This window comes from Limisalsivibrio acetivorans, from assembly GCF_000421105.1.
GTDB lineage: Bacteria > Chrysiogenota > Deferribacteres > Deferribacterales > Geovibrionaceae > Limisalsivibrio > Limisalsivibrio acetivorans.
Genome location: NZ_ATWF01000001.1, coordinates 877,320 through 895,364, shown reverse-complemented (window position 1 = coordinate 895,364; position 18,045 = coordinate 877,320). Strand labels below are relative to the sequence as shown.

20 protein-coding genes are annotated in these 18,045 nt (G+C 49.9%); 14 read left to right on the top strand and 6 right to left on the bottom strand.

All coding sequences use genetic code 11. The features are described from left to right. Positions 1 to 90 precede the first annotated feature (90 nt). From surE to K300_RS0104180, 8 genes are all read left to right on the top strand, one after another. The gene (surE, locus tag K300_RS0104215; protein ID WP_022850419.1) at positions 91 to 858 is read left to right on the top strand and encodes a 5'/3'-nucleotidase SurE; all 768 of its coding nucleotides are present in this window, start codon (positions 91 to 93) and stop codon (positions 856 to 858) included. Continuing rightward, positions 845 to 973, top strand: coding sequence for a hypothetical protein (locus K300_RS17045; RefSeq protein WP_022850418.1), 129 nt, complete (start codon positions 845 to 847; stop codon positions 971 to 973). The genes surE and K300_RS17045 overlap by 14 nt, the downstream gene beginning before the upstream one ends. Beyond that, positions 970 to 3,633: a tetratricopeptide repeat protein gene (locus K300_RS0104205; RefSeq protein WP_022850417.1), complete on the top strand. Its 2,664-nt coding sequence runs from the start codon at positions 970 to 972 to the stop codon at positions 3,631 to 3,633. The genes K300_RS17045 and K300_RS0104205 overlap by 4 nt, the downstream gene beginning before the upstream one ends. A 10-nt stretch (positions 3,634 to 3,643) precedes the next feature. Beyond that, complete coding sequence (locus K300_RS0104200; RefSeq protein WP_022850416.1) at positions 3,644 to 4,267, top strand: MotA/TolQ/ExbB proton channel family protein; 624 nt, start codon at positions 3,644 to 3,646, stop codon at positions 4,265 to 4,267. Next, positions 4,264 to 4,665, top strand: coding sequence for an ExbD/TolR family protein (locus tag K300_RS0104195; RefSeq protein WP_022850415.1), 402 nt, complete (start codon positions 4,264 to 4,266; stop codon positions 4,663 to 4,665). The genes K300_RS0104200 and K300_RS0104195 overlap by 4 nt, the downstream gene beginning before the upstream one ends. A gap of 3 nt (positions 4,666 to 4,668) precedes the next feature. Further along, entirely contained in the window at positions 4,669 to 5,379 is a 711-nt protein-coding gene (locus K300_RS0104190) for a hypothetical protein (protein ID WP_022850414.1), read from the top strand. Further along, positions 5,379 to 6,503 (top strand): class I SAM-dependent methyltransferase, encoded by a 1,125-nt coding sequence (locus K300_RS0104185; protein WP_022850413.1) that lies wholly within the window; start codon positions 5,379 to 5,381, stop codon positions 6,501 to 6,503. Before K300_RS0104190 ends, K300_RS0104185 begins: the two co-directional genes overlap by 1 nt. A gap of 95 nt (positions 6,504 to 6,598) precedes the next feature. Next, positions 6,599 to 7,066 carry a hypothetical protein gene (locus K300_RS0104180; RefSeq protein ID WP_022850412.1) on the top strand — a complete coding sequence of 156 codons (468 nt, stop codon included), beginning with the start codon at positions 6,599 to 6,601 and terminating at the stop codon, positions 7,064 to 7,066. On the opposite strand, the gene bioD is transcribed toward K300_RS0104180, so the two are convergent. Both bioD and bioA read right to left on the bottom strand, forming a co-directional pair. Further along, entirely contained in the window at positions 7,063 to 7,653 is a 591-nt protein-coding gene (gene bioD, locus K300_RS0104175; RefSeq protein ID WP_022850411.1) for a dethiobiotin synthase, read from the bottom strand. The genes K300_RS0104180 and bioD overlap by 4 nt on opposite strands. Further along, the gene (gene bioA, locus K300_RS0104170) at positions 7,650 to 8,978 is read right to left on the bottom strand and encodes an adenosylmethionine--8-amino-7-oxononanoate transaminase (RefSeq protein ID WP_022850410.1); all 1,329 of its coding nucleotides are present in this window, start codon (positions 8,976 to 8,978) and stop codon (positions 7,650 to 7,652) included. The genes bioD and bioA overlap by 4 nt, the downstream gene beginning before the upstream one ends. A gap of 59 nt (positions 8,979 to 9,037) precedes the next feature. Between bioA and K300_RS0104165 the strand changes: the two genes are divergently transcribed. Genes K300_RS0104165 through K300_RS0104155 form a run of 3 tightly spaced genes read left to right on the top strand, consistent with a single transcriptional unit; the run spans position 9,038 to position 11,494 of the window. Further along, positions 9,038 to 10,183 (top strand): aminotransferase class I/II-fold pyridoxal phosphate-dependent enzyme, encoded by a 1,146-nt coding sequence (locus K300_RS0104165; protein ID WP_022850409.1) that lies wholly within the window; start codon positions 9,038 to 9,040, stop codon positions 10,181 to 10,183. Between the two features lies 1 nt (position 10,184). Continuing rightward, complete coding sequence (locus K300_RS0104160) at positions 10,185 to 10,751, top strand: alpha/beta fold hydrolase (protein ID WP_022850408.1); 567 nt, start codon at positions 10,185 to 10,187, stop codon at positions 10,749 to 10,751. Continuing rightward, entirely contained in the window at positions 10,748 to 11,494 is a 747-nt protein-coding gene (locus tag K300_RS0104155) for a methyltransferase domain-containing protein (RefSeq protein WP_022850407.1), read from the top strand. Before K300_RS0104160 ends, K300_RS0104155 begins: the two co-directional genes overlap by 4 nt. Here K300_RS0104155 and def read toward each other — a convergent pair. The 3 genes from def to K300_RS0104140 form a co-directional block, all read right to left on the bottom strand. Next, complete coding sequence (def, locus tag K300_RS0104150) at positions 11,481 to 12,014, bottom strand: peptide deformylase (RefSeq protein ID WP_022850406.1); 534 nt, start codon at positions 12,012 to 12,014, stop codon at positions 11,481 to 11,483. The genes K300_RS0104155 and def overlap by 14 nt on opposite strands. Positions 12,015 to 12,104: 90 nt before the next feature. Next, positions 12,105 to 13,667 carry a sodium:solute symporter family transporter gene (locus tag K300_RS0104145; RefSeq protein ID WP_022850405.1) on the bottom strand — a complete coding sequence of 521 codons (1,563 nt, stop codon included), beginning with the start codon at positions 13,665 to 13,667 and terminating at the stop codon, positions 12,105 to 12,107. Between the two features lie 16 nt (positions 13,668 to 13,683). Beyond that, on the bottom strand, positions 13,684 to 13,977 hold the full coding sequence (locus tag K300_RS0104140) for a DUF485 domain-containing protein (RefSeq protein ID WP_022850404.1): 294 nt from the start codon (positions 13,975 to 13,977) through the stop codon (positions 13,684 to 13,686). A 635-nt stretch (positions 13,978 to 14,612) separates the two neighbouring features. Here K300_RS0104140 and K300_RS0104135 point away from each other — a divergent pair. Next, on the top strand, positions 14,613 to 16,502 hold the full coding sequence (locus K300_RS0104135; RefSeq protein ID WP_022850403.1) for a putative nucleotidyltransferase substrate binding domain-containing protein: 1,890 nt from the start codon (positions 14,613 to 14,615) through the stop codon (positions 16,500 to 16,502). On the opposite strand, the gene K300_RS0104130 is transcribed toward K300_RS0104135, so the two are convergent. Continuing rightward, positions 16,493 to 16,897, bottom strand: a complete 405-nt coding sequence (locus K300_RS0104130; protein ID WP_202898558.1) for a MarR family winged helix-turn-helix transcriptional regulator — start codon at positions 16,895 to 16,897, stop codon at positions 16,493 to 16,495. The two genes, K300_RS0104135 and K300_RS0104130, sit on opposite strands and share 10 nt — an antisense overlap. A gap of 139 nt (positions 16,898 to 17,036) precedes the next feature. Here K300_RS0104130 and K300_RS0104125 point away from each other — a divergent pair, with 139 nt between their 5' ends. Both K300_RS0104125 and K300_RS0104120 read left to right on the top strand, forming a co-directional pair. Beyond that, positions 17,037 to 17,477, top strand: a complete 441-nt coding sequence (locus tag K300_RS0104125; RefSeq protein ID WP_022850401.1) for a hypothetical protein — start codon at positions 17,037 to 17,039, stop codon at positions 17,475 to 17,477. Further along, positions 17,474 to 17,980: a DUF2269 family protein gene (locus tag K300_RS0104120; RefSeq protein ID WP_022850400.1), complete on the top strand. Its 507-nt coding sequence runs from the start codon at positions 17,474 to 17,476 to the stop codon at positions 17,978 to 17,980. Before K300_RS0104125 ends, K300_RS0104120 begins: the two co-directional genes overlap by 4 nt. Positions 17,981 to 18,045 lie beyond the last annotated feature (65 nt).

The following is an 18,045-nucleotide window of genomic DNA, read 5'->3' as shown; positions in this document are numbered from 1 at the left end:
TATGACACCACAGGGCTTCGCACCACGCTGGGCAAGCTTGAAAAATGCGGGTGTATGGGTTATTCTGCCGTTGGATGAGGTGATTGGAAGATGAAAATACTGCTTACCAACGATGACGGTATATATACCGACGGCATCTATCAGCTATACCTTAAGCTCACCGAGTTTGCTGATGTAACGGTTGTAGCGCCCATTACGGAGCAATCCGCTGTAGGGCATGCCATAACTATATCCGACCCGCTTAGAACCGAAGACTTCTATAAATTCGGCAAGTTTTTTGGTACTGGTATAAAGGGAACACCTGCGGACTGCGTTAAGCTCGCTGTTAGCCATATCATGGACGAAACGCCGGATCTTGTGGTTTCCGGCATAAATTACGGTGCTAATTTATCGACAAATGTGATATATTCAGGGACAGTTTCAGCAGCTACCGAAGGTGCAATGCTGGGTATAAAGTCTATCGCTGTCAGCCTTCCGAAGGCGAAGGGAGCCGATTTTGAGCCAGCGGCTACTGTTGCCGCTTTCTTTGCAAGGAAGGTTCATGCCATGGAAGACCCCCGCAGTCTGCTTCTTAATGTTAATGTCCCGCTCCTTCCTTACGATGAGATAAAGGGGTGGAAGTACTCCATACAGGGGAACACCACCTATCTCGACACCTTCGCCAAAAGGGAAGACCCCAAGGGGAACACCTATTACTGGATGGTGGGGGAAGAGCACAAGCGAGACACCAGAGAGAATTCTGACGATAAGATACTGAACGACGGTTACGTATCCGTAACCCCTCTTATGTATGATATGACATGCCATGACACCTACGGTAAGCTGTGTGAGCAGGAGGACGGCGGTGAGTTTGCTTAAAAAATTCATAATTCTAACCATTGTTGTTGCCTCATTCAGCGGTATATTCGGGTGTGATGGGGGGTGTTCAGATATGAACCCGACTTCACCCGAGGAGAAACAATCCAAGGAATGAGACTCTTTAAAACCTTTTTGTTTATATTTCTGCTGAGCATTTCAGCAAGGGCCGAGGTGCTCGTCCCCGAATTTTCCTTTACCGGGGAAGAGATCGCCGCATTCGATATACGTCCCACATTCATGGACGTATCCCTTAACTTCAACGTGAGCTCCAGCTTTGATACCTATATCAAGCAGGAGCGGTTTAAGCTGAACGAGGGTGAGGGGAAGGACTATGAAACCGATGAACCGGGAGGAATATACTCCGGAGGCTTCGGAACAGGTCTTTCCTCCGTCTTCGTGGGGCCCAAGGCGTACCGTAACAATATCGTGAAGGCGTATCTGAACGGCCGCCACCTTGCCGTTGTTGAATCGTGGAACAAGTATCAGGAAAAGCTTGTAGGTTCCGGCTATCTGCAGGAATCAAAATTCATCGCTGCCCTTTCGGGCATTGAAACGGGAAATATCTCGTCCAGTTTGGCCTCCCTTAAAGAGGTAGCCCTCGAAGGTGGGGAGATAGGCGAGATAGCAGCGGACAGGCTCTATTCGTACTATTTCGGCATAAAGGACTACGACTCTATCATAGAAACGGGGCGTGAGTATCCCGTGTTCACAGACTACTCCCTCTATACATTCCTCTATTCGCTCATGCAGAAAAAGGAATATAATGAGATCATCGAAACATCCCAGAGGCATGAGGCACTGGCGGAGGAGAACCCCTCCCTGTACGACTTCAAGATCATGGCGCACTACTCCCTTGGGGAGCGGGGCAAGGTTATGTCCATGGCGGATAAGGCTACGGAGAATACACGCCCTGTAATCGCTGACACGATGCTTGCAGAGGGGAGGGATGCCGAGGCGGCAGATATCGTAACCAAGATCCCCGAAGGGGAGACGAAGGCTGTTCTCTCGGCAAAGCTCGCCATCCTGAGGGGTAATAATGCGGAGGCCGTTAGTTATCTCGATAAGGTGAAGAGCGATGAGAATCGGCTTAATATATTCTTTTACTACGTCTCCCGGAACTTCCCCGAACTGGATGGAAGCTTCGCCGGAAATCTGGATTTCGACTCAAAGGTGAACTCCGATTACGTCAATTTCTATGTAGGTCTGTCCCGTCTTGCAAAGGGTGAACCGAGAGAAGCGGCGGAGTATCTGGATATGATCATATTCAACAAAAACCTCATAAACACCGCATACTACTATCGGGGGCTCACCTATGTCCGGTTCGACCCTTCACGTGCGGAGTTTCTATTTCTTAAATACATCGATAACGGCGAGGATGAGGAAAAGGTGCGGACAAGCCGGTTCATGCTCGCCCAGCTCTATAACCTTAAGGGGAGACAGAACGATGCCCTAGTCCTAATAGAAGATTGCTTCGAGCCTCACTGCAAGCTTCTAAAAGCTGAGATTTTCATCAGCCGCAAGCAGTACAGTGCGGCGGACGGTCTGCTCACTGGGCTTGAGGGTGATCAGGCGCATATGCTCAGAGGGACTGTGGACTATAATAGAAAGCAGTACGAAGCGGCTCTCAGGGAGCTTACCTCCATCCAGAAGCCGACGGAGGATTCGGACTACCTCCTCATGCTTACCTACCTGAAACTGGGAAGAAACGAGGAGGCATCTGCCGTATTCGAAAGAAACGCCGAAAGCGACCGGTTCTACAAAACCATCGTGGAGAACCTTTTCCTTGCCGGTGAGTATCAGCAGGTACTTAACCTCATCGGCAACAAGGACCGTTCCAGCTCCCGATATATGCTCCTTAAGGCAAAGACCCTCTCCTCCCTCAAACGCTATGACGAGGCGGAGAAGCTTTATTCCGAGCTGATAACAAGAGATTATGAGATGTTCGATTCCGTTTACGGGCTTCTCTCCATATATGCGGCACAGAACGAGAAGGACAGGTTCCTCGAAACGGGCTCACGTATCCTCACATTGGAGCAGCGTTTTGAGAAGAAGGACTTCCTCATCCTGCAGGCGGCCAGGCTCGCCATAGATATCGGCGAAACCGGTCTTGCCACAAGGCTTGTGAACCGCTTCTTCTCCGAGTTTCCCGAGTCCACATACCTTGGTGAGGGCTATCTGCTCAGAGGACGCCTCTTCAAAGAGACGGGCAGGGTTGAGCAGTGTGTTAACGATGCCGAAAGGCTTATCGAGAGGGGGGAGTCACGTGAGGATGCCCTTTTCCTAAAGGCGGACTGCCTCGAAGCTAAGGATAAGAAAGAGTCGCTCAGGATATACGAAGAGCTTGCCTCCGATTCAATGCGTTTCGGCGATTTGGCACACAGCCGCATACTTGAGATTTCCTCAAGCCCAGCCTCAGTTCTGCGTTCCGCCCGTTACTTTATGGGTAAGGATGAGGAGCTGTACTATAGGGGAATTGAAAGATACTTCTCACTCCTTTCGGACGAACAGCTTGTAAATAACGAAGGGCTTGTGCGTGATATGGTTCTCAGCCGCAACGCCCGCATAATGCCTGCGGCATACTTCCAGCTTGGAAGACTTCTTGAGGAAAAAGAGAACTTCAAGGAGGGCGCAAGGTTCTATATGAAGAGCCACTACCTCTTCCCCGATTCCGACTACAGCAAGAGGAGTCTTGAAAGAACGGTGGATATATATAAGAAGCTGGGGCGTGAGAAGGAAGCCTCGGTGTTAGAAAAGAAACTGAAGAGTCTCAGATAAGGAGGGCACGATGTTCGACTCTTTTTTAGAGCTTATAGAGAAGGGAGGGGTGCTTATGTATCCCATTATACTACTCTCCCTTGTATCACTCGCAATATTCCTTGAGAGGATCTTTTCCCTCCGGGCGGAGCGCTATGCACCCGCCGCATTTCTGGAAAAGCTTTATGAATCTCTCGGTAAAAAGGATCTCCAGACAGCGGCAGCCGTTGCCGAGGCGGACAAGAGCGCCGTTGCAAAGATATCAAAGGATATCCTGCACAACCTTGATCTCCCCCTCACAAGGCTCATGGAAGCGGCAGAGGAGTCCGGACGCTACCATTCAAAACAGTTGGACAGATACCTCCCCACCCTGCAGACCATCGCAAGTGTTTCACCTCTGCTCGGTCTGCTTGGTACGGTTATCGGTATGATCAAGACCTTCATCATTATAGGATCCCAGGGTGTGGGTGATGCCCAGGCACTGGCCGGCGGTATCTCCGAGGCGCTTCTTACAACGGCGGCGGGGCTCAGCGTTGCTATCCCCACGATGATCTTCTACTACATCGTCCGTCACCGTTCCGAGAGGGTTACCATGGAGCTTGAGAAATCAACCAGTATGATAGTGAACCTTATATTCAAAGAGGGTGATGCGTGAAATTCAGTAGAAATGACAGAAAGCAGGCTCTTGATATAAACATCACGCCGCTTATCGATGTCGTTTTTCTTCTGCTCATTTTCTTCATGGTTTCCACCTCCTTTATCGTTTCCAGCTCCATCGAGGTGGATCTCCCCCAGGCGAGGGGTGAGAATGTTGAGGTGAAGAAGAACATCCGCATATCTGTTACGGAGGATGGCGGTATCTATATCAACGGCCGGAGGTATGCCCAGGAAAGGGTTCCCGGTGTATTGAGCGACCTGAAAGAGTCCACCCCCAACGCAACTGTTGTTATCGAAGCGGATGAGGGTGTAACCCACGGCAAGGTGGTCTTTGTTATGGACGCAAGCCGTAAGAACGGCTTTGAGAAGTTTGCCATCGCCGTGGAGGAGGAGTAGAGATTGCACAGGATCGCCCTTTTTATGGTCGTATCCATTTTGGCGCATCTTGTTTTTTTCCTGTATCTCCCTGCGTTTGATATAAATCTTTCGGGGAAACAGGATGTGGTTGAGGTGCAGATACTCCCTCCGAAACCTAAAATTCTGCCCAAACCCCCGGTTAATAAACCCGGAAAGCCCGTTAAACCGCCGGAAAATCCCGTTAAGGTTCCAAAGCCCTCCATGGCGTTGCCCGATGTCGATGTTCCGAGGGTGGACGTTAATACGGATGTGGATGTCACAATACCCGATATCCAGAGCCGCAGGCTCAATACGGACAGCGAAGCCCAAGTAGACGAGAAGCTTCTGGCGGAGATCGAGACATCCGAGCATACTGTTCAGGATTCAAGGGCGGGTGAGGGTGAGCCTAGCGATATCCAGAGTGATGAATACGAAAACAGCGACTTCTTCGTTATGGAAAATATCACAAACGTCGAGCGTAAGCTGGCATACATACCCCCCAGACCTTCATTCTCACTCCAGAACGATACGAAGATGACCGTACGTTTCAAGATCGACAAAGAGGGGAAAACCTACGCCGTTATCCCTATCACCAGAACGGACAAGAAGATAGAACAGCTCGCCATTGACTTTGTAAGCAGGCTGAGGTTTAATGCTGTCCGCTATGCGAAGCCTGATCAGGCAGAGATGACACTATACTTCAGGGTGCGGTAATGAACGAATTTACTGATAAAATTATAGAAATGGTGAAGGAGAACAGAATGACCTTCGCCGAATTCATGGATAAAGCCCTCTACGACCCAGAACACGGGTATTACCAGAAGGAGAACCCCTTCGGCATACAGGGGAGTTTTTATACCTCTGTGGATGCCTCCTCATCCTTCGGAAGGACAATCTCCGATGCGATGCGCGACACTGTTAGGCGGCTGAGCCTTCCTGCAAACTTCTGCGAGATGGGTGCGGGGAGTGGAATGCTCGCCTGCGATGTGCTTGACAGGGTGAAGGAAAAGGATCCCGACTTCTATGAGGGGCTCAGCTATACCATCATCGAGAAGAGTGCTTATCTTATCGAGAGGCAGAAAGAGGTGCTCAAAGAGCATGAGGGGCATGTAAAATGGATAGCATTCGAGGAGCTCAACGGCTTCGAGGGTGTTTTCTTCTCCAATGAGCTTGTGGACGCCTTCCCGGTGCACAGGGTAATACGTATAAACGATGAGCTGAAGGAGCTATTCGTGATTCACCACGAAGGAAAGCTTACCTTCTGGCCCGATGATATATCCGATCCCGCCATAAAAGATTATCTAGATGCCATAGGCCTCCGTGTCGCGGAGGGTCAGATTGTTGAGATAAACCTTAATATGCTGGAATGGCAGAAGCAGCTCGCCTCAAAGATCAGCAGGGGCGTTGTTTTCACAGTGGACTACGGCTATCCGGCTGAGCAGCTTTTCGAGTCATGGAGGCGTGACGGCACGGTTACCTGCTATTTCAAACATACACAGAATAACGACTTTTTCGAGCGTGTGGGTTATCAGGATATAACCGCCTTTGTTGACTTCACAAGCCTCGAGAACGCAGGAAAGGATAACGGCCTTGAACCTGCGGCTCTTCTTCCCCAGTGGCTTTTTCTTGTTCAGGCTGGGATCCTCGGCGAGATCGAGAACGCCGGTACGGACCTTGAGAAGGCCTCTATCAAATCACTTATCATGCCCGAAGGTGGGTTTGGCCAGAACTTCTTTGTCCTTGTCCAGCATAAGGGCGTTGAACTGGACGATGATTTCCCCTTCACCCAGAAAGCGGGCAAAACCTTCGACGAGATGCTCAAACGGATGGGGGGCTAAAAGCCTTCCATTTTTTGATCAGGCAATTTCTGCCCGGGATCTTTGGCACGCCGCTTGCGATCTAATACCCAAAACCGTAACAAACGGGGGTAGTTATGATCGTAAACGGAAAAAATATCCAGCTTGAGGCCTACCAGAAGATGTTCAGCAACGAAGGTACTTCGGCGCAGGCAAATGCCGCCAACGGCAGCGGTCTTCTTGAGGCTATTAAGAAAGCGGAGAGCGGCGGTTCCGACAACGGCATCAGCAGTCTTTTCAAGGATACAGTGAACATATCGCCCGAGGCTCAGAATGCCTTGGACCAGGCTACAACGGGCACTTCGGCAGATCCTGTTCTACAGGCCCAGAATAAAGCACTCCAGTCTCTTATGGGAATGAATGAGGACCAGAAAAGCTCCTCAAGTGCCATGACTAACCTTGAAGCTGTAATCGCACAGCTTAAGGAAAGCGGCGAGGCGGGGGAATCTGAAAGCATCCTCGAAGCCGTTGCAGAGGCCAATAAAGAGATGGCAAACGGCGGTTACCTTACGGAGAGCATCAGCAAGGTAAACCTGTTCGGCTAATATCCGCTTAGGGTGTCGCTGAAAAGATAGCGTATGGAGCCGGGCATCAGTTTCTCAATGATCCCGGCGTTTTCGCTGTCGTTGGGGCTTGAACTGAAATGTCTGTTAAGGGCGAAACCGTGGAACTCCAGCCCCTGGCTGTCCATGAACTCTCTGTTCAAAACGGCCTCGTTCACACAGCCGAGCCTGTCGGGCAGGACTGTAATAACCTCAAGCCCGCACTGCCTAGGGATCTCATAGGTCATCTGCTCATAATCCAGAGGAACGGCGATCCCGCCGGCTCCTTCCACAATAAGACAGTCGCATTTCATAGAGTCAACGGCGTCCACAACCTGCTCAAGGGGGAACCTCTCGAAACACAGGCATGGTGCCACCGGCGGCTCCGCTGTGTAGAGCGTAAGTGCTCTGTCATCGGCCAATCCTGCGAACTTCTTAACGAAGGCCGCATCATCATCGGCGGGGTATCCCGTCTGCACAGGCTTTATGTATACGGTGTGAAGCCCTTTCTGCATCATCTGTCTGGCAAGCAGGGCGGAGAATATCGTTTTACCAACGCCAGTGTTTGAGCCGCTTATGAAAAGCTTCATCCGAGTACCTCTTTCAATGATTCCTCAGCTATACCCACCAGCGTGGTTATCTGTTCCTTATTTATAACATACGGTGGCATGAAGTACATCGTATCCCCGATATTCCTCAGCAGGGCGCCACGCTTAACCGCCTGACGGTAAATTTGAAAACCTGTCCTATCCTTCCAGTCAAATGGGATCATCTTGTCCCTGTCCTGCACAAGCTCCACGGCGGAAACGAAGCCGACATGACGAATCTCTCCCACGTTAGGATGCCCCTTGAACGCCTCTTCTATGAGGTTTCGCATATGCCCGTACTTATCCTTGTTGTTCTCTATGACATTCTCATCCTCGAATATCTTCAGCGTTTCAACGGCAAGTGCGCAGGCGAGGGGGTTGCCTGTATAGCTGTGGCTGTGCATGAAGGCTTTGAGTGTTTCGTAGTCGTCGTAGAATGAGTAGTAGATCTCATCGGTGGCCATTACTACGCTTAGGGGCATATAGCCCGAGGTTATCCCCTTGCTGAGGCAGAGCAGATCCGGTGTTACGCCGGGCTGTTCGAGGGCGAACATCGTTCCAGTTCGTCCGAAGCCAGCAGCTATCTCATCGAAAATGAGATGGATATTAAGCTCTTTAGTCAGTGTTCGGAGCTTCTGAAGGTATACGGGAGGATACATCCTGAAGCCCCCTGCACACTGGAGAAGAGGCTCCACAAGGATCGCAGTAAGCCTCTCCGCATTCTCACGAAGCGCCTTTTCGGAGCGTTCGAAGCACTCCGCACTGCAAGTGTGGCGTTCTTTATTGTAGGGGCATCTTGTGCAGTCCGGCCCGGGAACGCAGAGGTTGTCCATCATTATCGGTCCGTATAGGGTTGTGTAGAGCTCCTCATCGCAGACGGAGAGCGCACCGAGTGTTTCGCCGTGGTAGCCGTTTGTTATATATGCGAAGCGGTTCTTTTCCCTTTCGCCGGTGTTGAAGCGGTATCCGTAGCTCATCTTCATTGCTGATTCCACAGCGGAGCTTCCGTTGTCCGCAAAGAAAACCTTGGTAAGCCCTTCGGGGGTGATTCTGAGCAGTCTTTCTGTGAGTTCTTCCGCAGCGGGGTGGGTCGTTCCGGCGAAGATAACATGCTCAAGCTTCTGAGCCTGACGGCTGAGAGCCTCGTTGAGTCTTGGGTTGGCGTGTCCGAAAAGATTTACCCACCATGAGGATACGGCATCTATATAGCTTTTTCCGTTCTTGTCGTAGAGATAGATTCCACGCCCTCTCTCGATCTCGAGCAGGGGGTGCTTCTCCACATCCTTCATCTGGGTGCAGGGGTGCCATATATTCGTAGGGCTCTTCATGTTTTCCTCCGGATTTCAAATAAGTTGACAGGGTTAAAAGGGCGTTTTATGATCCCGCCATGAGAGAGAAGATAGCAAAAAAACTGGAAAAAATCAAAAAAGACGGGCGTTTTCGTGAAATTCCCGAGATGCAGTCAGGGGCAGGGCGGTTTATCCTCAAGGGTGAGCGGATGCTTCTTAATCTCGGCTCCAATAACTACCTGGGGTTGTCTGAGCGAAAAGAGCTGGTTAGCGAGGCTGTTAGCGCAGTTCAGGCCTTTGGGTGCTCCAGCGGTGCATCAAGGGTTGTTACAGGGAATTACTCCCTATACGGTGATCTCGAGCGTGAGACTGCTATCTTCAAAAACACAGAGGATGCCCTTGTAATCAATACAGGATTTACGGCGAACCTGCTTATTATGTCCTCCCTTGCGGATAGAAACACCGTCGTGTTTTCTGATAAATTGAATCATGCCAGTATAATAGATGGCATACGCATGAGCGGTGCGAAGCATGTGCGATACCGCCATAACGACATGGACGACCTTGCCCTCCTCATGGAAAAATACTCTGCAGTTGAGGATAAGATCCTCATAACGGATACTGTCTTCAGTATGGACGGCGACTGTGCCGATCTCGTACGGATAGTTGAGCTCTGCAGGGAGCACGGCGTGTTTCTTATCGTTGATGAGGCCCACGCTACCGGGGTTTTTGGCGAGGGTAGGGGCTATGCCCATCATCTCGGCCTCGCCTCGGAGATAGACCTTCACATGGGCACGTTCAGCAAGGCACTTGGCTCCTTCGGCGCATATATAGCCGGTGACAGGCTTATCCTCGATTATCTGCGCAACACGGGCCGAGCCTTCATATTCACCACATCCCTCCCCCCAGCAGTGATTGGGGCTGATTTTGCCGCCCTCAGCTGGGTCATGAACAATCCGGAAGCGGGGGGAGTTCTCCTCGAAAAGAGCTCAGATCTCCGTAATGTACTTCAAGGGATGGGCTTTGATACGGCTGAATCCGCCACGCAGATCATCCCTGTAATCATCGGAGGGAATGAGGATACTCTCAGGATGCGTGAGCGGCTTGAGGAGCTAGATATTGCGGTGGGTGCTGTTCGTCCCCCCACAGTGCCGGAGGGTTCTGCAAGGCTCAGGCTCTCCATGCGACTCGACCTCACCGAAGAGGATCTGGACAGAATAAAAGATGCCTTCGGGAGACTCTGAAATGCCAGTGCTTATAAACGGGTTTGCCGGAAGCAGGGAGCTTTTCCCCGAGCTGAAAGAGTGGGAGATCATAGAACCCTACGATGAAAAAGCTGTTCTCAAACGTATAGAGGCGGGGGGAGACTTGCTCGCCGGATGGTCCACAGGCGCTCATATAATATTGAAATATATAGATAAGGCTGTGCAAAAATTCGATAGAGTAATCCTGTTCGCCCCCTTTGCCAGCTTCTGCGAACACACGCCGGAGCGGGTTGTTAAGCTTATGATAAGGGGGCTTCGAAAGGATAGGGATAAGGTTCTTGCGGATTTCCTTGATAAATGTTCAGCACCACGGATCCTCCCTGATACGTACACGGAGACACTTGCAGGCTCGTTGGAATATCTCATCCGGAGCAGGGCGGAATCTGTGGGCAGATACCCATCTGTGAAAGTGGTTTCCGGCAGGGGTGATAAGGTTGTTCCCATCTCCGGTGTCCGTGAAGCGGCCGAGAGTATTGGTGCGGAGTTCATTGAGATGGACTGCGGTCATTTCTTCGGCGGTTCCGTGATTGAGGGGTACGCCCGATGAAAGTACACGTACGCAGACGTTTCGAGAAGGCGGCGGGGAGCTATGATTCCTCGGCGGATATCCAGCGTATCGTTGCCGCCGATCTGCTAGATGGGATAGAGTGCAGGGGTGGATTCGCCCTAGAGGCGGGGTGCGGAAGCGGCATCTTTACGGAGATGTATCTCGAGAAGTGCAGACCGGAAAAACTTTGCGCCTTTGATATCTCCCACGCCATGACTGCTCAAACTGCATCCTGCGGCTGCGGGTGCGTAACTGCGGATGCTGAGTATCCTCCGTTCAGACAGAGCTCCTTCGACAGGCTGCTCAGTTCATCGGTTTTCCAATGGCTTCAATACCCTGAAAGATCCATACCGGCAATGATGAAGCTCCTGAAACCGGGGGGTGATTTCCACTTATCCATATTTGCTGACGGCACATTCCCAGAGATGGCGATCCTTAACGGTATGACAGGTTTCGGAAGCGTTTACCCACTTAGAGCCGGTGATGCTTATTCTGAAATACTGAAATGGGAAGGGATTGAGCATACCTTAGAGGAGCGGGAGTACATTATGCGCTTTGCGGACGCAAAGGCATTTCTGAAAAAGCAGAAGGGGACCGGAGCGGTTTACACAGGCAGAAAGAAATCCGCCGGAAAAGAGGCGTACAGACAGTTCTGCGAACTCTACGAGTCTATCTTCGGTGATGGAAAGAGTATCCCCGTAACCTACCGCACAGCCTATATCAGGGGTTCTATGCCTCTTTGAGTATACGTCTTCTGTATTCCTCTTCGGAAAGTATGTCCGAGCAGTCCTCGATCCTTACCGGGAAGAGTATTCCGTCAAGGTGATCGCACTCGTGCTGTACGATCCTCGCCGGGAATCCTTCGAAATCCTTCTCTACAAGTTCCCCTGTAAGCGTCTCGTATTTCACTCTGGCATTGGTGAATCTGGGAACATACCCCCTGAGTCCGGGGATACTGAGGCATCCCTCCCATCCGCTGTCCATAACTCCCCACAGCTCCGTTATTTCGGGGTTTACCATGATTATAGGCTCCATAACTGGTGCGTCTGGGTAGCGTCTGTTCGGTCTGGATTCTACGATTACGAGTGAAACGGGAACCTTCACCTGCGGGGCGGCTATGCCCACGCCGTCGGTGGCACGCATGGTGATAAGCAGAGATTTGGCAAGATCTCTAATCTCAGGATCGGTGGGGTCAAGTATACGTTCAGCCCTTTGATGCAGTATCTTTTCACCCCGGAGTGCAACGGGAAGTTTGTTATCCATCAGTACCTCCGGGGGGTACTATACAAATATTTGACAAAAATAAAAAGGGGGCTTTCGCCCCCTTGATAAAGTTTTTTTAAGAAGCTGTGCTTACTCCGCACCAACTCCGAGATATGTACGAACCTTGTCCTCCTCGAACTTCTCCTGAGCTTCCTTTTCAGGTGCTGTCACAGAGCCGACATAGGCTGCAACAAAGGAGAGGGTCATGGAAACAAGTGCGGGGTTCTTAAGGGGGAATATCGCCTTTTTGAACCCGAGGATGTCAACCCATACGGAGGGGCTGAGGATAATCAGGACCGTTGCGCTTATTCCACCGGCAAGGATAGACCATACCGCACCCCTTGTGGAGAAGTTCTTCCAAAGGATGGAGAGGAATAGTGCGGGGAAGTTTGCACTTGCGGCGATGGCGAAGGCAAGACCAACAAGGAAGGCAACGTTCTGCTCCTTGAAGATGATACCGAGGGCAACCGCTGTTACACCGAAGATAACGGTGGATATCCTTGCTACCTTAACCTGCTCCGCCTCGGAGGCTTCTCCCTTCTTGAATACACTCACGTAGATGTCGTGGGACATTGCGGAGGAAGCCGCAAGGGTGAGTCCGGCAACAACTGCGAGGATTGTGGCGAAGGCAACTGCGGCGATGAAGCCGAGGAAGGGCCTACCGCCGAGGAGTGCGGAGAGAACGGGAGCGGCCATGTTACCACCCTTATCAATACCCAGTATTTCGGGCTTGCCGATGATAACGGCAGCTGCGAAACCAACTATGGGGATAATGAGGTAGAAGTAGCCGATGAATGTGGTTGCATAAACAACGGACTTTCTCGCTTCCTTCGCATCCGGAACGGTGAAGAATCTCATAAGGATGTGGGGAAGACCGAGGAGACCGAACATGAGTGCAAGGCCGAGGCTGAATGCATCAAGCGGTGTTGTGATAAGCTTTCCGGGCCTCATCATGTCATCGTTAGGATATGTCTCTGTAACAGCCGCATAGAGTTCTGCGGGGTTGAAGTTGAACTGAGCAAGGGCGAGAGCAGCAAGGACAGTAACCCCGAAGAGGAGAAGAAGCGCCTTGATGATCTGTACCCATGTGGTCGCAAGCATACCGCCGAAGAGAACATAAAGAAGCATAACAGTACCAACGATAATCTCTGCGAGTTCATAGGGCATACCGAACATAAGCTGAACGAGTTTACCGGAACCAACCATCTGTGCGATGGTGTAACAGAGAACAACAAGAAGACCGCCGACAGCACCTGCGATACGGATGGGTCCTTGCTTCAGTCTTGAAGCAACAACATCTGCAAAGGTGAATTTACCAAGGTTTCTAAGGGGCTCCGCAATGAGGAACATGAGTGCGGGCCATCCAACGAGCCAGCCCACTGCGTATATCATTCCATCGTAACCCTGAAGGGCAACCATACCGGAGATACCGAGGAACGATGCTGCGGACATGTAGTCACCCGCAAGGGCGAGACCGTTCTGGAAACCTGTAACACTGCGTCCTGCAGCGTAGTATTCACTTGTGGATTTAGTTTTTTTCGCCGCAAAGTACGTGATTACCAGTGTACCGATAACCACAAGGGCGAAGAATGCGATGGCAACCGGATCAGGGTTGCCTATACCTAGTTCTGCGATTCTTTCTGCGCTAGTCATAGTTTACAACCCTCCCTTAGTCAATCATCTTAATAAGTTCTTTTACGTCTTTGTCGTAGACCTTATTGGCCCAGATAACGTAAATGATGGTGAGAAACCACGCACCTATAATAACTCCGGTGGCGAATACAACGCCTACAGTTATGTTTTCGGTGAAAGGCTTAACCATGAAGTCCTTGTTTCCGGCGACGGTGAAAACGAATCCGTAGTACATGAAGAAGAGAACAGCCAGCATAATGAAGCTGAAAGTCCAGCGCTTCTTCACCAGACTTTTGAACTTGTCTGAGTTTGTGAGCTCTTTTGCGTCCATTAAGACCCTCCTGTTTGAGCGTTAATAGAAAAACATTAATCAGCGGCCTAACCCGAAGGTTTCGTTTAATCCATATTTAAAACTTATCTAGTAAAAAATTAGAACCGCTTTATAGAATATACGCATTATTAAATTGAAACGGCTGTCTTTGTCAAGCAGGTTTTTATAATCCTTTACTGTGAAAAGGCTTGAAACCCTTTCTGTAAGGGTGAAAAAGGTTAATAATATTAATTGTAAACTCTTGGTTATTTTATGAATAGTTTATGAGACGCTGTTCTTTGATTTATTAGATATAAAATATTTCAAAGGTTGTTTAATTGAATGCGTTGCAGATGTCAAGAATCTTTGTTATTCTATCCACTGTCAGTAAAGACTTTCACTATAAGTTCCAATTTATATCCCCTATGTTTTGAAAGGGTTGGAGCTCTATTTTGTGGTGAGCATAAGTGAACTTTTTTTAACCATTAAAATGTTTATAAACCGTTTCTTCATAAGAATGCCGTGATGTATGTCAGTATTTCATAGGCTGACGAAAGGGCTTTTGCGTATACTGTATACAGTTTTATAAAAACGGTTTATTCTGCATTATATTAAAATATAATATATATTGTTAACTTTTAGTAACGGAGGCTTATATGGAGTTCAACTCCTTTAATGATGACAAGGACATTTTGGAACATGTATCGGGACTTTATATATTTACCGGTATCCCATCGGAGCGTATAGCCCTTGTGCTGAGCAAGTCCGAAACCGTTCATGCCCAGGAGGGGGAGATTATCTTCCGCAAGGGGGAATCCTACCATAAGGGTGTCTACCTTGTTACCTCCGGTCTGGTTGAGCTGATTAACGAAAGCGGCGTCTGCACAGAATCCAAGGACGGCGATTTTGTGGGGCTCTCCAACTTTGTGGGGAAGTCCACCTACCATGTAAGCGCTGTTACCTCAAAGGAAACCGAGCTGATTTTCCTTCCAGAGCTTTGCATATATAAACTGATGGAGGATTATGAGGAGTTCAGGGGGAGGTTCTACGGCCTCGTAACAGAGCGTATCAATATCCTCGCCGGCAGGGAGGGGGCAACCATCGAATCCTCCACATATAAGGCGGTGGCCAGCTATATGACGAGTCCTGTCATAACTGCTGATAAAGGGAGCAGTGTTGTGGAGGCGAGCAGGCTCATGTCAAGCCACGGCATAGGGGCTCTCGCTGTTGTAGACTCCGAGGGCCTGCTTAGCGGTGTTCTTACATCGAAGAACATCGTTCAGAAGTTTTTGTCCGAGCTTGAGCAGAATATAGACAGGCAGCAGATCGAGCTGTATATGGATACGGACCCCATCGTTCTCCCCTCTGAGTTTCCCTTGGTGGAGGCGCTGTCCGAGATGCAGTTCAAGGGGCGGGAGTATGCTGTTGTGGCAAAAAAGGACAGGCCAGTGGGGATCATCTCCAACAACGATATAATGAGGATCCTGTTTAAGAATATCAACGTTTACAACACCCACATAGACGGCATAGCCACCATGGAGGAGCTCAAGAAGTCTTTTGACAATATTTATCTCATCGCCGAAAGCCTTGTTAGCAACACCCGTCTCACCTACGAGATACTCCCCGTTATTACCTCCGTTCACCTTAATATACAGAAGCGTGTCTACAGGCTCACGGCAGAGAAATATCTTGAGGAGACAGGTTTTGACATAACAAAGGTGCGCCACACTCTCATTATTATGGGAAGCGGGGGAAGGCGTGAGATGATGCTGGATCCGGATCAGGATAACGGATTCATCTTCGGGGATGATGTCACCAATGAAGAGATAGATAAGTTTATGGAGTTCGGTGAGCGTTTCGTTGAAAACCTCGATTACGTGGGATATTTCAAATGCCCGGGTAATGTTATGGTCACAAATCCGGATATGTCCCTCCGTCTGTCTGAGTGGAAGCACCAGGTGAAGAAGTGGGTGGATGATTCCCTCGGCAAGAGCATCCTCTGGTCGAATATTGTTTTCGACTTCGATGGCCTTGCAGGGGATGAGAAGCTGGTCTGGGAGCTTAGAGAATACATTAACAGAAAGATCTCCGAAAAGCCCATCTTCCTCATCTATATGCTGGAGAACGACCAGAACATTAAGCGCCCCATAAACCTCTTCGGAAGGTTCCTCACCGAGAAGAGCGGCAAGCACAAGGGGGAGATGAACCTCAAGGTGGCGGCGCTTTCATTTATTGTGGATGTAACAAGGGCGTTTACACTATATAAGGAGCTGAACGACCTGAACACCGTGGAGCGGCTTAAGCACCTCAAACGTAAAAAGATCCTCTCGGAAGAGACGATGCAGGCCACGCTCAACGCCTATGAAACCCTGGTAGATATAGTTCTCAATGAGCAGATCGATCAGGCCAAGACGGACAGGAGCATAAGCAAATATGTAAACCCCGATTCTCTGTCCCTGTTTAATCAGGAGAAGCTCAGGAGCTCGCTGAACCACGTCTCCAAGTATCTGAACACAGGGCTGCGCTACTTCAAGGGTCACCCCTGACGGAAGAGACCCTCCATTCGGGTGAGGACATCGAGTACGGTTTTAAGCTCCTCGCCTGTGAAGTTTGCGCCAAGTTCGTTTGCCCATGGGATCTGAATCTCTTCGGTCTTCCTGACCGTCTCCTTCCCCTTATCCGTCAGGGAAACGAGCTTTGCACGCTTATGCATCGGGTTGTCCGAATACATTAACAGCCCCTCCTTCACCATGGCATCGGTAAGACGCTGAACCCCCTGCCTCGTCTGCCCCATGCGATGGGCTATCTGGGGAACGGTTAGCGGCGCCTCCGCAAGGTTTACAGCACCCAGAACCTTCCATCTCGCACTCGTTAGCCCCAGATCCTTCACAAGGGCATCACCCTCATTAACGACAACGCCGTTTAAGCGAAACAATTCCAATATAATATCAGTGAATAAAGAGCCATTATCCGAATAATTCATAACTCTCTCCAGAAAATATTTGACAACATGTTGCTAATATGTAAATGTGTTGCTATAGAATATATAGTGCGTGCTAAACATGGAGGTCAAGTAATTTATGTTCGTAATTAAGCTTCATGCACTGCTTGGCGGTGTTGCGGTCCTTTGTGTTGCTCTGTTTTATGTTTCCTCAGCTGCTGTGGAGCTTTTCTGTCCGAGGGAGACTGTGGCCCTTGTTAAGCGGCTTATTGTTTCGCCAGGGCTCTTTATTTTGATCCCTTCGGTTATTGGAGCCGGTATGAGCGGAGCATACCTCAGCAAAGGGAGAAAGGGGCGTATAATCAAAATGAAGAGGGTAAGGATGGCTGTTATTGCCTTTAACGGCATATTCATCCTCGTACCCTCAGCTCTTTGGCTCTCCTCCATGGCCGGCAACGGGGAGTTCGGCTCCGTTTTTTATGTGGTTCAGGGGGTTGAGTTTCTGGCAGGGGGGATAAACCTTGCTCTGCTTATAATGAACATGGCGGATGGTTTTAAGCTAAAGAGGAGTCAGATATGAAAAAACTAAGCGGAAACGGCCAGAAGATACTCAAGATAGCACACCTGATAACAGCCTCGTGCTGGGTTGGCGGTGCCTTGTCTCTGGTGATGCTCTACTTTCTCAAAAAGGACATCTCAGAGGGCGCTGTGGTGCACGGTGTGAACCTCAGCACCCATTACCTTGACTGGGCGGTTATCATAATCCCCGGTGCAACGGGGTGTTTTTTGACCGGTCTTATCTATTCGGTGTTCACTAACTGGGGGTTCTTCAAGCACAGGTGGATCACGGTGAAATGGATCATAACGATAACTGCCATCACCTTTGGTACGTTCTTTCTGGGACCTTGGGAAACAAGGATGATGAATCTCACCGGCGAGCTTGGTACACAGGCTCTAACCAACAGTGAATACCTTCTTAACCAGAGCCGGCATTTTATATCCGGCTCCATACAGCTTCTTTCACTTATATTTATGGTTGCGATCTCTGTACTCAAGCCTTGGAGGAAGAGAAAGCAGATCTGACAAGTGGTCCGAAGGGGAGTACCCTATTTGGGTACTTCCCCAACGGGTCAAAATGCTGTAATCTC